Genomic DNA, 14,331 nt, shown 5'->3' with positions numbered 1-14,331 from the left:
TTATATACAAAAAACATAAATATAGAGTGGGTTTTGCCCACTCTGTGTCAAATATATTTAGGACAATATTATTATAACACCATAATAAATTTATTTCAAGTTAAAACAGAGAAAGTTGGTTAGTTTCTGGTAATCCCTTTAAACATCCATGGGAATCTAATATCTCAATGACTGTTTTTGTTGCCTTCGCTCTAATTCTTAAATCCTCCTTTGATACAAAAGGACCTTGTTCTCTTGCTGCAACAATATTTCTTGCTGCATTTTCTCCAACACCTTGAAGAGCTCTAAATGGAGGTAATATTCCTTCTTCAGTTATTAAAAACTTTACTGAATCTGATTTATAAAGATCTACAGGTATAAATTTTAAACCTCTCTTATACATTTCAAGTGCTATTTCTAATATAGTCATAAGACCTTTTTCCTTTTGTGAAGCCGAATTTCCTAAAGATTCTATTTCTTTAATTTTGCTGATTATTGCTTTTTCACCCTTTACTATCAAGTCTGCATCAAAATCATCTGCTCTTACAGTAAAGTAAGTAGCATAGTATGCTTCAGGATAGTAAACCTTAAAATATGCTATTCTAACAGCCATCATAACATACGCAACTGCGTGTCCCTTTGGGAACATATATTTTATTTTATTACAAGATTGTATATACCAATCTGGTACATTGTTTTGTTTCATTACTTCAATATCTTCATCCCTTAAACCTTTTCCTTTTCTAACCCTCTCCATAATATTGAAGGCTGTTTTTGGTGGTACCCCACTATAAATTAAATATAACATAATATCGTCTCTGGTACATATAACTTCTTTTAATGTAGCAAGCCCCTGTCTTATTATATCCTGTGCATTATTTAACCAAACATCTGTACCGTGGGATAATCCAGATATTCTAACTAAATCTGAAAAATTTTGTGGTTGTGTATCAATAAGCATTTGTCTAACAAATTTTGTTCCAAATTCCGGCAATCCCAATGTTCCAACTTCACAGTTTATATCTTCCTTGGTTATTCCTAAAGGTTCTGTTGATGTAAATAATTTTATAACATTTTTATCATCTAAAGGAATATCCTTAGGATCTATTCCTGTTAAATCCTGAAGCATTCTTAAAACAGTAGGATCGTCGTGACCAAGAATATCAAGCTTTAATAATCTACCACTTATAGAATGGTAATCAAAATGTGTTGTAGTAACCTCAGAATTAACATCATCTGCAGGTTTTTGTATCGGTGTAAATTCATATATTTCCTTATCTCTCGGAACTACCATTATACCACCAGGGTGTTGTCCTGTAGTTCTTTTTACACCTGTACACCCCTTTACTAATCTTTCCATTTCAGCAGATGTTGCTTTAATTCCTCTCTCCTCTAAATAGTTTTTAACAAAACCATAGGCTGTTTTTTCTGCTATAGTACCAATAGTACCTGCTCTAAATACATGACCTTCACCAAATAACTCTTCTGTATATTTATGTGCAACCGGCTGATATTCTCCAGAGAAATTTAAGTCTATATCTGGCTCCTTATCACCTTCAAAGCCTAAAAAGACTTCAAAAGGTATATCAAAACCATCCTTCTTATATTTTGTATTACATACAGGACAATTTTTATCTGGTAAGTCAACCCCTGCTCCAACACTTCCATCAAGGAAAAACTCGGAATTTTTGCAATTTGGACAAACATAATGTGGTGGCAAAGGATTAACTTCTGTAATTCCACACATTGTAGCAACAAAGGAAGAACCTACAGACCCTCTGGATCCTACCAGGTAACCATCATTTAATGATTTGGCAACCAGCTTATGTGCAATTAAATACAAGACAGCATAACCATTATTAATAATTGAATTTAACTCCTTATCAAGGCGTTTTTCAACAACTTCAGGAAGCTTTTCTCCATAAATGCTATGCGCATTATCCATTGTCATTTTTCTAATTTCTTCATCTGCTCCATCAATCTTAGGTGGGAATGTTTCTTCTGGAATCGGCTTAATCTCTTCAACTAAATCCGCAATCATATTTGGATTTTTAACAACAACTTCATAAGCCTTTTCTTCACCCAAATATTTGAATTCCTCTAACATTTCATCTGTTGTTTTAAAATATAATGGTGCTTGATTATCTGCATCATCAAATCCTTGTCCTGCCATTAGAATTCTTCTAAAATACTCATCATGTGGATCAAGGAAATGAACATCCCCTGTTGCAACAACAGGTTTTTTATACTTCTCACCTAATTCCACTATCCTTTTATTATATTCATATAACTTATCTACACTATCAACCTTTCCATTTTCATATAAAAACATATTATTTCCTATAGGTTGTATCTCTAAATAATCATAAAATTTTATTATTTCTTCTAATTCCCCTTCAGATAAATTATTTAAAATGGCCCTATATAGCTGTCCTGCTTCACAGGCAGTACCTATTATTAGTCCATCCCTCATCTGTTCAAGTAAGCTTTTGGGGATTCTTGGTCTCTTAAAAAAATAATTACAATGGGCCATAGAAATCAATTTGTATAGATTATACAAACCTTGATAGTTTTTAACTAATATAACAATATGATAGGTATCTGCCTTTTTAATATCAAAATTACCGCTATATTGTAAATTTATATCTGAAAGCTTAGAAATTTCCTTTTCCTTAAGCATATCAACAAATTTTAAAAATATATGTGCTGTTGCTTCAGCATCATCAACAGCTCTATGATGATTTTCTAAACTTATGCCTAAATGTTCAGCTATTACATTAAGTTTATGTCTCTTTAAATCAGGTAATAGCCATCTTGCTAAAGGAAGTGTATCTAAAATAGAATAGTTAAACTGTAAATTAAACTTTTTAAACTTTTCTCTTAAAAATCCTGTATCGAATTTTGCATTATGTGCTACTAAAACACCGTCTCCAACGAATTCTGTAAATTTTGGAAGTATATCTATAATTGTTTGTTTATCAATTACCATTTCATTGGTTATACCTGTTAATTTTTGTATTTCTTCAGATATATGCCTTTCCGGATTAATCAATACAGAAAATCTATCTACAATTTGATAATTTTTAATTTTAACAGCACCAATTTCTATTATTTCATCTGTCTGTGGATTAAAACCTGTAGTCTCTATATCAAATACAATAAATTCTCCATCTAAAGAACAATCCCTTGGATTGTAGACTATTGGTTCGCCATCATCTACCAAATATCCTTCAACACCATATATAACCTTTACACCATATTTTTTTGCTGCATCCATAGCCTCTGGGAATGCCTGCACAACTCCATGGTCTGTTATTGCTATTGCCTTATGCCCCCATTCTTTAGCTCTTTGGATTAGTTTTGTGGCTGAACTTACTCCATCCATTCCACTCATTTGTGTATGAAGATGTAACTCTACTCTTTTTTCTTCACAAGTATCTATTCTCTTTGTTTTTTCTTTTTTATCTATAAACTTAGCCATTAATACTATTTCATTTACAAACTTATCATATGTCGCTTCACCAATTACCTTTAAATAACTTCCTTCTGAGATTTGTGATTTAATTTCATCTATTTTTTCTGGCTTTGGAAATAATTTAACTGTAATTGAGCTTGTATAATCTGTAATATAAAATGACATAATATATTTTCCGTTTTTAGTTTCTTTTATATCTACTTTAAATACCTCTCCCTCAATTTCTACTATTCCAGAAGTTTCAGTTATAGAAACTATTTTAGCAAAATCAGCCTTTATAGGTTTTCCATAAATATAAGGATTATCATTATTACTATTATTGCTATTTATATTTTTATCACCAGATTCAATCTTAATTGGTACACTTTTTTCTCTAACTTCTTGTATATATTGATTTATAAGTTTACTATCTTCATCATATTTTAATTTATTATAATCATCAATTATCAATTCATCATATTGGAAGTTTATATTGATATTTTTATTAAAAATATTATATAATTCCTTCTTTAATATTTTATCAATTTGTCTACTTTTTAACATATTTACAGTAAACTCATTATCTATGTTAAATTCAATATTTTCATTATTAATTTTAAACTTACTTGATGTTAAAACAGAACATATTGAGGGATATTGTTTTAAAATATCCCTCAATATTATTCTAAAACTTTCCTCATTTATGTTCTTATAGTCCATATTTTTATTAATATAATCTATATATAGTTCTAAATTATTATCTAGTTTTAGTTTACTTTTAAAGGCTTCAATAAGTTTTGTTTTTAATTCCTGATTAGTCTCAACATAAGACTTTATAAACACCTCATATTTTTTTGTTTTTTTATCTACTATTACCTTCTCTACAAACAATTTCTCCAGTATTTCATTATTATTCAATTCTGCAACATCAATTAGCACTTCACTTAATGCTTTGGACATTATTAAACCTCCTATTTATGTCCTTAGACACTTTAGTATATCATAGTACATCTTTAATCTTGCTTTAAATCCTCTAACGAATCCTAATTTTTCTTCCTTCATTATGTGTGTCATATCCTTCATTTCAACATTTTTAACTTTAAATTGCATTCTTTGTACATGCTTAGTTAATGCAACTTCAACTCCATATTTAGTAATATCCATATTATCCATTGTATCTAAAACAAATCTCTTTAAGGCCCTTTGACCTGAAAGATTTGGAGCAACAAATTGTGCTAAATCAGTTGCAAGCCTTCCACTTGAAAATATACCAACAGACATATCAGCTTCATTACTTAAAACAGGATTTAACAAATCAAGTATATGATTTGGTGTAAGACCAATTAAATCAGCATCTAATAATAAAATTACATCAGCATCTGAATTTTCAAGCCCAATCTTAATAGCTGCTCCCTTTCCCATATTTTTTTTATTATCGACAACCTTTACTCCTTTGCTCTTTGCAATTAGTGAAGTATTATCATTAGAACCATCATTTACTACTATAATATCTCTAATACAATCCACCTTCTTAACAACATCAATTACATCCCCAACGGTTTTTTCCTCATTATAAGCAGGAATAATACAGTCAATAAACACACAAATTCCCCCTTAGTAGCTTTTATAATTTATTTATTTCTTCTATTAATTCACTAATAATATTTTCTTCACTTACCTTCTTAATTATTTTACCTTTTTTAAATATCAAGGCCTCTTTTATTCCTCCTGCTATACCTATATCTGCCTCTTTTGCCTCTCCCGGTCCATTAACAACACAACCCATTACAGCAACTTTTAAAGGTTTATTAATGTTCTTAAGCTCTTCTTCTACTTTTTTTGCAAGTCCTATTAAATCAATTGATGTTCTGCCACACGTTGGGCAAGAAATAATTTCCACTCCAAATCTTCTAACCCCACAAGCCTGTAATATCTCTTTACCTAATTTTATTTCTTCAATAGGATCATCTGTTAATGACACTCTTATTGTATCCCCAATACCGTCTAGCAAAAGAGCTCCTATTCCTATTGCAGACTTTACTGTACCACTGTAGATAGTTCCTGCCTCAGTTACACCTAAGTGGAGAGGATACTCAGTATTTTTTGATAATAATCTATAGCTATCTACCATTTCCTTAACATTTGAGGATTTCACAGAAATTACTATATCATTAAAATTATATTTTTCTAATATCTCAACATTTCTTAAAGCACTTTCCACAAGTGCCTCTGGGCAAGGTCTCTTATATTTTTCTAATATTTCCTTTTCAAGCGAACCAGAATTAACTCCAACTCTTATAGGTACAGAATAATATTTTGCTGCATCTACAACTTCCTTTATTCTTATCTCATTTCCTATATTCCCCGGGTTTATTCTTAAGGCATTCGCTCCATTTTCCACTGACTTTATTGCTAACCTATAGTCAAAGTGTATGTCTGCAACTAACGGTATATCAATTTGCTTTACAATTTCCTTTATTGCATCAGCCGCTTCAAAGTCAGGTACTGCAACCCTAATTATTTCACACCCTTCACTTTCAAGTCTTTTTATCTGTTCAACAGTTTTATTAACATCTCTTGTATCTGTATTAGTCATAGATTGGACAGATATAGGACTATCCCCTCCAACAAATATGTTACCGACTTTTATTTTTTTTGTTCTTCTTCTATTCATAAATTACCACCCTATACCTATAATAATTTGAACCTGAGTATATCTTTATATGTTATAAATATTGCAAACAATATTAGAATAGTAAACCCAATTAAATTGACAAGTCCAATCTTATTTTCATCTATTTTTTTTCTTGTTATTCCTTCAAACAATAATATTATAACCCAACCACCATCTAATGCTGGAAAAGGAATTAAATTTAAAACTCCCAAATTAATGCTAAGTAATGCTGCAAAGGATAAAAGACTCAATATGCCATATTTTGCTGCTTCTCCAGACATTTTAACAATCGCAACTGGTCCTCCGACATCCTCAGATGAAATATTTCCTCTTAGAGCTCTTCCTAAAAATATACCCATTTGTTTTACTGTAAAAACTGTTTTGTTAAATCCCTCAGCTATTGATGTTATTACACCAGCCTTTTGTACAGTTGGGACAATTCCTATAATATATTTACCCCTTTCTTTACTATAAACAGGCGTAACTGTAATTTTTTTTATAACATCATCTCTTTTTATTGTTAAGTCTATAGGTTTTTCCTTATTCTCTGATATTTCTATGATGAAATCCTCCCAAGTTTTAACCTTCTTATTATTAACTTCAATTATTCTATCATTTACCTTAACTCCAGCATTATATGCAGGAAGACCAACTTCTACTTCACTTATAATTGGTCTTACAACCCCTGCATTATAAGCAATAATAGCAAATAATATTATAGCTATAACGAAATTCATAAAAGCACCTGCTATAATAACTATAAGTCTTATCCAAGGACTCTGATTACAAAATGCTCTTGGGTCATTAGAATCTCCCTCTTCACCTAACATTTTTACATATCCCCCAATAGGAAAAAGCCTTAAAGAATAACTCGTTTCTCCCTTTTTAAAGCCAAATATCTTTGGCCCCATCCCTATAGCAAATTCAAGAACCTTTATTCCTGATAACTTCGCAGTAACAAAATGACCAAGTTCATGACTTGTTATCAATAATCCAAATACAAAAATTGTTGCCAATAACGTTTGCATATAAAAACACCACCCTATTTGATTATATTTCTAATATACTCTCTTACTTCCTTTTCTAAATTAATAATGTACTCTAAATCAAATTCATATTTTACCTTAAAATTATTCATAGCCTCTTTAATTATAATTGGAATATCTAAAAATTTAATTTTATTATTAAGAAATAGATCTACCGCTTCTTCATTTGCAATATTACATACAGCTGGCATAGTTCCTCCAACTTTTCCAGCTTCATAGGCTAATTTTAAACACTCAAACGTTTCAATATCTGGTTCTTCAAATGTTAAAGTATTGTATTTAATTAAATCGAGATAACCAATCAATGACTCTGTTCTATTTGGATATTCAAGTGCATATTGAATTGGGTGTCTCATATCAGTATTTGATAGCTGAGCAATTATTGAACCATCTTTATATTCCACCATAGAATGTATAATACTCTGAGGATGTATAACAACCTTTATATTATCATAATCAACATCAAACAAATAGTGTGCTTCTATTACTTCTAATCCTTTATTCATTAATGTTGCCGAATCTATTGATATTTTTCTTCCCATATTCCATCTTGGATGTTTTAAAGCCATCTCTGGAGTAACTTGAGTTAAATCCTCCTTCTTTTTACCTCTAAATGGGCCTCCAGATGCTGTTAAAATCAAATTATTAACTGCACTCCTACTTTCACCATTTAAACACTGAAAAAGAGCACTATGCTCACTATCCACTGGAATAATTCTTGATTTAGATTTTGATAGTTCATCTTTTATTATACTTCCACCAACAACTAAAGTCTCTTTATTAGCAAGTGCAATATCTTTACCTTCCCTAATTGCTGCTATTGTTGGTCTTAAACCTATCATACCAACAACAGAAGTTAAAACTATATCTACATTATGTAATGTACTTATAAATTCTAAACCCTCAACACCTGAGAGTACCTTTGTTCCAATATTAGAAACTCTGTCCTTTAATTCACTTACTAAATTTTCATTCATTATTACAACATATTCAGGGCTGAATTCTTTAACCTGCTCAACTAATTTATTTATATTAGAATGTGCAGACAAAGCTACAACATTAAACTCATCCCTTTTATGACGGACAACATCAAGTGCTTGAGTTCCAATCGAACCTGTAGAACCTAATATAACTAATTGTTTCATATAATTCTCCTTTCTATATCAATAAGTTCTTTTGTAAAAATAATCATAAAGGGTCCAAATATAACTCCCCATAACTTAAATATTATAACCCCTACATACAACGCAAAAAGTGAAATAACAGGATGTATCTTTAAAGAACTTCCTACCATCTTAACCTGTAATATTTCTCTTATTATCTGCAACAATGCATACAATGATATAAGACCTATAGACAAAAAGTACTTTTTATCTATAAAAGCTAATACACTCCAAGGTATAAAAATTAATGCAGGTCCTAAAACAGGTAACAAATCTAGTATACCACAAATTATTCCTATAGTTAATGCATTTTCAATGCCTAATACAAAAAATCCAGCTATTGTAAGTATTGTAGAAATAACTACTAATTTTAATTCAATTAATGCAATGGAAGTTAATTTAATAAATGAACTTATAAATGCAGCTATATATTTATTATCAATGCTTAGAATAATATTTTCAGATATTTTATTAAAGTCTAAACTTAAAATTATACTAATTATAAAAACTATAAATATCTTAAGTAACTCATTTATAGTACCCATTGTTTTATCTAAAAAATTAAAGTCACTATTTTTTAAGGTAGTTATTTTCTCAATTACATAATTTATTTGATCATTATATATTTTATTTGATATCACTATGTATATTTTATTTACTTCGTTAATTATATATTTTATAAAAATATATGTCAAAAAGGCTAAAACTAAAAATATAAAAATATAAGATAAACTAACGGCTATATTTCTATTTATTTTTAAACTTACTATCTTTTTTATAAAAGGTTCCATAAGTAGTGCAATTAAAATTGCAACAAGAAATGGCCATAAAAAAACAAGGCATAACTTAAGAATTATGATAACTATTAAGTCTACCACTATTATCTTAAGTAATGCCTTTATATTAATATTCATATATATCATCCTAAAATAATTGCTATATAATAATATACGACAGGAATGACAAATAGTATGCTATCAAATCTATCTAAAATTCCTCCGTGTCCAGGCATTATATTTCCATAATCTTTTATGCCTACATGTCTTTTTATTAATGAGGCTGAAAGGTCACCTATCTGTGATACAACAGCACCAATTATTCCTAATATAATTAATTGTATATATGTAATTTCAATATTACCATTAAAAATCTTCCAAATAACAAGGCCTACTATACTTCCTAATATTCCTCCAATAGAACCTTCTACTGTTTTTTTAGGACTAACTTCTGGACACAACTTTCTTTTCCCTAAAAACATACCTATAAAATATGCAAAAGTATCACAGCACCAAGCAATTAAGAAAACCATCCATATTAATTTATTTCCATTTTTCATCTCATTTATTTTAACAAGAAGATTAAAAAAGCTAATTATATATATATATCCAACAACAGTAAATGCTGAAGATATAATAGAATACTTTTTATTAAAAATAGGATAGGCCATTGATATTAAAAGTAACGTATAAATTAAAATAGTATTATACTTTGACAAATCAGATGTATAAAATATAAATTGATTTATTAAATAAAATATAATTAATAAAGGAGTAATAACCCTATATTTTTTTTCAAAAGCATTTATATACTCATATACTGCTATAGCAGTTATTATTGATACACCTATCTTTAAAATCAATCCCCCTGATATTACAAAAAAAAGTAATATTGGAATAGCTACTAATGCACTTATAATTCTTGTTTTCATATTTTCACCTTCTCTATTTTATACCACCAAATCTTCTATCTCTATTTTGGTAATCATATATAGCTCTATATAGATGTTCTCTATTAAATTCTGGCCAATATATATTTGAATACCAGAATTCTGTATATGCTACTTGCCATAATAGAAAATTACTCAATCTATATTCACCACTTGGTCTAATTAATAAATCTGGATCTGGCATATTTGCAGTATATAAATTACTACTTATCAATTCTTCATTAATATCTTCAATATCTATTTTATTTTCCTTTATAAGCTGTGCAATTTTAATTACTGCATTTTTTATTTCATCGCGTCCACCATAATTTAATGCAAGATTTAATACTAAACCCGTATTATCTTTGGTTTTTTCATAAGCATTTTTCAACTCTTCCTGACATATCAATGGTAATTTACTTATATCACCAATCGAATTAACCACAACATTATTTTTATGTAGTTCTTGAACTTCAGATCTTAAATATTCAACTAATAAATTCATAAGAGCATTTACTTCTTCACTTGGTCTTTTCCAATTTTCTGTTGAAAAGGCATATAGAGTCAAATATTTTACACCAAGTTCTGAACATGCCTTAACAATTTCTCTTATAGTTTCTACACCTGCTTTGTGCCCAAAAGTTCTTGGTAAATTTCTTTGTTTTGCCCATCTACCATTACCATCCATAATTATAGCAATGTGCTTTGGAATTTTATTTTTATCAATCATTTCTAAAAAATTTTTGGATTCATTCTTTTTTTTCTTATTAAAAAATAACATCGTTACCTCCCTCATAAAAATAAATTTTTTATGCCAAAGCTTAAAGCTTTGGCATTACAGTCTTTATTTATTTTTTATATTTGATTAAAAATATGAATAGTATATTTTTATGGAGGCATCTTCTACTATCTTGATAACCCTTTTTTCATCACCAATTTTAACTCCCTTAGGATTATCTACTTCTATTAACTCATAATCTATTCCACTTTTCTTTAAATATTCTTCTACATCCTCTAATTTATGAGCTAAAAAACTCTTCACTTCCATATTATACAGTTAATATCTCCTTTTCCTTTGCTTCTACTAATTTATCAATCTCTTTTATAAAATTATCAGTTATCTTTTGTACTTCTTCCTCAGTTCTCTTTATTTCGTCCTCTGAGAAATTACCTTCCTTTTTAAGTGCCTTTAATCTATCATTAGCATCTCTTCTTACTGACCTAACTGCAACTTTAGTGTCTTCTCCGTGCTTTTTAACAACTTTAACAAGATTTTTTCTTGTTTCCTCTGTAAGTTCTGGAATAACTAATCTTATTACTTGACCATCATTAGTTGGATTAATACCTAAATCTGACTTTTGAATAGCCTTTTCAATATCCTTGATTGCATTTTTATCCCAAGGTTGTATTACTAAAACTCTTGGTTCAGGAATTGAAATTGAAGCAAGCTGTGCAATATGAGTTGGTGTTCCATAATAATCAACAGTTATTTTGTCAAGCATTGCAGCATTTGCTCTTCCGGCCTTTAGTCCTTGTAATTCCTTCTTAAGAAGCTCAATTGATTTTTTCATTTTTTCTTCAGAAGCAACAATTACTTCTTTAATCATTAAAAAAACCTCCTTTATTAATTTTCAACAACAGTACCTATGTTTTCTCCAAGTACTGCTCTTTTAATATTTCCAGGTTCATCAAGTGCAAAAACTATGATTGGAATATTGTTATCTTTGCATAATGATGTTGCAGTAGAATCCATTACCTTTAGATCTCTTTCTAATACCTGCATAAAAGTCAATTTATCAAACTTCTTGGCATCTTTATTTTTATTTGGATCTGAGTCATATACACCATCTACTTTTTTAGCAAGCAGTATAGCTTCTGCCTCTATCTCTGCAGCTCTAAGTGCTGCTGCAGTATCTGTTGAAAAATATGGATTTCCAGTCCCAGCTGCAAAAATAACAACTCTACCCTTTTCAAGATGTCTTACAGCCCTTCTTCTTACAAATGGTTCTGCAATTTCCCTCATTTCTATTGCAGTTTGAACTCGCGTTTTGACACCTATTGATTCCAATGAATCTTGCAGAGCCATAGCATTTATACAAGTTGCAAGCATCCCCATATAGTCGGCTGTTGTTCTATCCATATCTATTCCGTTTCTACCTCTCCATATATTCCCTCCGCCGACAACACAACCAACTTCAACACCCATATCTACAATATCTTTAATTTCTTCAGATATTCTTTTAATAACATCAAAATCAAAGCCATAGCCCTTTTCACCTGCAAGAGCTTCACCACTTAATTTTATCATAACTCTTTTATATTTTGGAGCTGTCATCTTATTACCTCCAACTTAATATATTCTACCAAAAATTAAAATATCCTTCTTAAAAAAAGAGAACACAGGTGTGTTCTCTTTTTAAATTACGCCCTAGTTTGCTTCATAACTTCTTCAGCAAAGTTTTCTTCTTTCTTTTCTATACCTTCACCCTTTTCAAATCTTACGAACTTCTTAACTGTAAGTTCTGCATTTGCTTCTTTTGACTTTTCTTCAACAAACTTTCTTATAGTCTTGTCTTGATCTCTTATCCATAATTGTTCTATTAGGCATACTTCCTTAAAGTACTTTTGTAATCTACCTTCAACCATCTTTTCAACAACTTTTTCTGGTTTTCCTTCGTTTAGAGCTTGTTGTCTATATATTTCTCTTTCCTTTTCAATTACTTCTTGTGGTACTTCTTCCTTAACAAGGTATAAAGGATTTGCTGCAGCTATTTGTAATGCAAGTTCCTTTGCAACTTCCTTTGCAACTTCATTTGTTGCTCCTTCAACTTGAACCATAACAGCTATTCTTCCACCACCGTGGATGTAGTCCATTATAACACCATTTTCAACATTGAATCTTTCAAATCTTCTAAAAGTCATATTCTCTCCAAGCTTTGCTATTAAAGCTGTTATAGCTTCTTTAACAGTCATATTTTCATCTGCTATGTACTTTTCTTCTAATATTTCTTCAACTGTATTAGCCTTTGAATAAGCTGCTTGCTTAGCAAGATTCTTAGCAAGATTTACAAAGTCATCATTCTTACCAACGAAGTCTGTTTCACAGTTAACTTCAACAACTGCACCTGTCTTACCATCTTCTGTTATGTATGTTTCTACAACACCTTCAGCAGCAACTCTTCCTGCCTTCTTAGCAGCTGCTGCTAATCCCTTTTCTCTAAGGATTTCAATAGCCTTTTCCATATCTCCCTCTGCTTGAACAAGTGCCTTTTTACAATCCATCATTCCAGCACCAGTTCTTTCTCTTAGTTCACTTACCATCTTAGCTGTAATTTGCATAACCGATTCCTCCTTAATGTTATTAAAGGTAAGGGTTAAGATACCCTTTACCCTTACCTTTTAATATTATTCTGCTAATTGTTCACCTTGTCTTCCTTCAAGTACAGCATCAGCTATCTTTGATGCAATTAGCTTAACTGCTCTTATTGCATCATCATTACCTGGTATTACATAATCAACATCATCTGGATCGCAGTTAGTATCTACTATACCAACTACTGGTATACCAAGTATTCTTGCTTCTGCAACAGCATTCTTTTCCTTTCTTGGGTCAACAACGAAAAGAACTATGTTGTCCTTATCGATTTTATTAAGCTTAGCTAATTCCTTGATTCCTCCAAGGTTCTTTTCAAGCTTTTCCATTTCATTCTTTAACTTTATAACTTCCTTCTTTGGAAGAAGATCGAATGTACCATCTTCAGCCATCTTTTGAAGTTCATTTAGTCTTGCTATTCTTGTCTTGATAGTTCTGAAGTTTGTAAGCATTCCACCAAGCCATCTTTCATTTACATAATGCATATTACATCTAATGGCTTCTTCCTTAACTGAATCTTGAGCTTGCTTTTTTGTTCCTACAAATAGAATTTCTTTTCCTTCTGCTGCTGCATTCTTAACGAATTCATATGCTTCTTCTAATTTCTTTGCAGTCTTTTGAAGGTCAATGATGTAAATACCATTTCTTTCAGTGAAGATGTACTGTGACATTTTAGGATTCCATCTTCTTGTTTGATGTCCAAAATGAACACCAGCTTCTAATAATTGCTTCATTTGAATAACTGACATATAGGCACCTCCTGGTTTTATTCCTCCACTCTACTCATTTTTTTAAAAGGCCTTATTACAGGCACCCTTTTAAAAATTGTAGAGTGTGTGTTTTTTTCACGATTGATAGTATAACATAGATTTGTCATATAATCAATAATTATTTTAACAAATAAAGAAAAATTTATTCATATTTTTTACAAAAGAAA

Annotated in this window: 13 protein-coding genes; all 13 read right to left on the bottom strand. The window is 30.2% G+C overall.

The genetic code is table 11. From position 1 onward, the window contains the following. Nucleotides 1-100: 100 nt before the first annotated feature. The 13 genes from BUB63_RS00805 to rpsB all read right to left on the bottom strand — a co-directional run bounded on the left by BUB63_RS00805 (nucleotide 101) and on the right by rpsB (nucleotide 14,143). Nucleotides 101-4,393: a PolC-type DNA polymerase III gene (locus BUB63_RS00805; protein WP_073247621.1), complete on the bottom strand. Its 4,293-nt coding sequence runs from the start codon at nucleotides 4,391-4,393 to the stop codon at nucleotides 101-103. A gap of 15 nt (nucleotides 4,394-4,408) precedes the next feature. Beyond that, entirely contained in the window at nucleotides 4,409-5,035 is a 627-nt protein-coding gene (locus BUB63_RS00800; protein WP_084106387.1) for a glycosyltransferase family 2 protein, read from the bottom strand. Between the two features lie 22 nt (nucleotides 5,036-5,057). Next, nucleotides 5,058-6,107 (bottom strand): flavodoxin-dependent (E)-4-hydroxy-3-methylbut-2-enyl-diphosphate synthase, encoded by a 1,050-nt coding sequence (gene ispG / locus BUB63_RS00795; RefSeq protein ID WP_073247620.1) that lies wholly within the window; start codon nucleotides 6,105-6,107, stop codon nucleotides 5,058-5,060. A gap of 17 nt (nucleotides 6,108-6,124) precedes the next feature. Beyond that, nucleotides 6,125-7,135 (bottom strand): RIP metalloprotease RseP, encoded by a 1,011-nt coding sequence (gene rseP, locus BUB63_RS00790; RefSeq protein WP_073247619.1) that lies wholly within the window; start codon nucleotides 7,133-7,135, stop codon nucleotides 6,125-6,127. Between the two features lie 14 nt (nucleotides 7,136-7,149). Beyond that, nucleotides 7,150-8,298 (bottom strand): 1-deoxy-D-xylulose-5-phosphate reductoisomerase, encoded by a 1,149-nt coding sequence (locus BUB63_RS00785; protein WP_073247618.1) that lies wholly within the window; start codon nucleotides 8,296-8,298, stop codon nucleotides 7,150-7,152. Further along, nucleotides 8,295-9,230, bottom strand: a complete 936-nt coding sequence (locus tag BUB63_RS00780) for an AI-2E family transporter (RefSeq protein ID WP_073247617.1) — start codon at nucleotides 9,228-9,230, stop codon at nucleotides 8,295-8,297. Before BUB63_RS00780 ends, BUB63_RS00785 begins: the two co-directional genes overlap by 4 nt. A 5-nt stretch (nucleotides 9,231-9,235) precedes the next feature. After that, a complete protein-coding gene (locus BUB63_RS00775; RefSeq protein ID WP_073247616.1) occupies nucleotides 9,236-10,024 on the bottom strand; it encodes a phosphatidate cytidylyltransferase in 789 nt (262 codons plus the stop codon). A 13-nt stretch (nucleotides 10,025-10,037) separates the two neighbouring features. Further along, the gene (locus BUB63_RS00770) at nucleotides 10,038-10,802 is read right to left on the bottom strand and encodes an isoprenyl transferase (RefSeq protein ID WP_027307466.1); all 765 of its coding nucleotides are present in this window, start codon (nucleotides 10,800-10,802) and stop codon (nucleotides 10,038-10,040) included. An 84-nt stretch (nucleotides 10,803-10,886) separates the two neighbouring features. Then, nucleotides 10,887-11,069 carry a hypothetical protein gene (locus BUB63_RS00765; RefSeq protein WP_073247615.1) on the bottom strand — a complete coding sequence of 61 codons (183 nt, stop codon included), beginning with the start codon at nucleotides 11,067-11,069 and terminating at the stop codon, nucleotides 10,887-10,889. 1 nt (nucleotide 11,070) lies between these two features. Next, nucleotides 11,071-11,628 carry a ribosome recycling factor gene (gene frr, locus BUB63_RS00760; RefSeq protein ID WP_027307464.1) on the bottom strand — a complete coding sequence of 186 codons (558 nt, stop codon included), beginning with the start codon at nucleotides 11,626-11,628 and terminating at the stop codon, nucleotides 11,071-11,073. A gap of 17 nt (nucleotides 11,629-11,645) precedes the next feature. Then, entirely contained in the window at nucleotides 11,646-12,356 is a 711-nt protein-coding gene (gene pyrH, locus BUB63_RS00755; RefSeq protein ID WP_027307463.1) for a UMP kinase, read from the bottom strand. An 86-nt stretch (nucleotides 12,357-12,442) separates the two neighbouring features. Next, nucleotides 12,443-13,360 (bottom strand): translation elongation factor Ts, encoded by a 918-nt coding sequence (gene tsf, locus BUB63_RS00750; RefSeq protein ID WP_027307462.1) that lies wholly within the window; start codon nucleotides 13,358-13,360, stop codon nucleotides 12,443-12,445. A 66-nt stretch (nucleotides 13,361-13,426) separates the two neighbouring features. Further along, nucleotides 13,427-14,143, bottom strand: coding sequence for a 30S ribosomal protein S2 (gene rpsB, locus BUB63_RS00745; protein ID WP_027307461.1), 717 nt, complete (start codon nucleotides 14,141-14,143; stop codon nucleotides 13,427-13,429). Nucleotides 14,144-14,331 lie beyond the last annotated feature (188 nt).

The sequence above is a fragment of the Caloramator proteoclasticus DSM 10124 genome (assembly GCF_900129265.1).
GTDB classification, from domain to species: Bacteria; Bacillota; Clostridia; order Clostridiales; family Caloramatoraceae; genus Thermobrachium; species Thermobrachium proteoclasticum.
The sequence above is the reverse complement of the archived record's forward strand: the minus strand, read 5'-3'. Positions and strand labels throughout refer to the sequence as shown.

Excerpts from the sequence above, each read along its gene's own strand:
- BUB63_RS00805 (WP_073247621.1), bottom strand. The coding sequence starts at position 4,393 with ATGTCCAAAGCATTAAGTGAAGTGCTAATTGATGTTGCAGAATTGAAT.
- ispG (WP_073247620.1), bottom strand. The coding sequence starts at position 6,107 with ATGAATAGAAGAAGAACAAAAAAAATAAAAGTCGGTAACATATTTGTT.
- rseP (WP_073247619.1), bottom strand. The coding sequence starts at position 7,135 with ATGCAAACGTTATTGGCAACAATTTTTGTATTTGGATTATTGATAACA.
- BUB63_RS00785 (WP_073247618.1), bottom strand. The coding sequence starts at position 8,298 with ATGAAACAATTAGTTATATTAGGTTCTACAGGTTCGATTGGAACTCAA.
- BUB63_RS00780 (WP_073247617.1), bottom strand. The coding sequence starts at position 9,230 with ATGAATATTAATATAAAGGCATTACTTAAGATAATAGTGGTAGACTTA.
- BUB63_RS00775 (WP_073247616.1), bottom strand. The coding sequence starts at position 10,024 with ATGAAAACAAGAATTATAAGTGCATTAGTAGCTATTCCAATATTACTT.
- BUB63_RS00770 (WP_027307466.1), bottom strand. The coding sequence starts at position 10,802 with ATGTTATTTTTTAATAAGAAAAAAAAGAATGAATCCAAAAATTTTTTA.
- BUB63_RS00765 (WP_073247615.1), bottom strand. The coding sequence starts at position 11,069 with ATGGAAGTGAAGAGTTTTTTAGCTCATAAATTAGAGGATGTAGAAGAA.
- frr (WP_027307464.1), bottom strand. The coding sequence starts at position 11,628 with ATGATTAAAGAAGTAATTGTTGCTTCTGAAGAAAAAATGAAAAAATCA.
- pyrH (WP_027307463.1), bottom strand. The coding sequence starts at position 12,356 with ATGACAGCTCCAAAATATAAAAGAGTTATGATAAAATTAAGTGGTGAA.
- tsf (WP_027307462.1), bottom strand. The coding sequence starts at position 13,360 with ATGCAAATTACAGCTAAGATGGTAAGTGAACTAAGAGAAAGAACTGGT.
- rpsB (WP_027307461.1), bottom strand. The coding sequence starts at position 14,143 with ATGTCAGTTATTCAAATGAAGCAATTATTAGAAGCTGGTGTTCATTTT.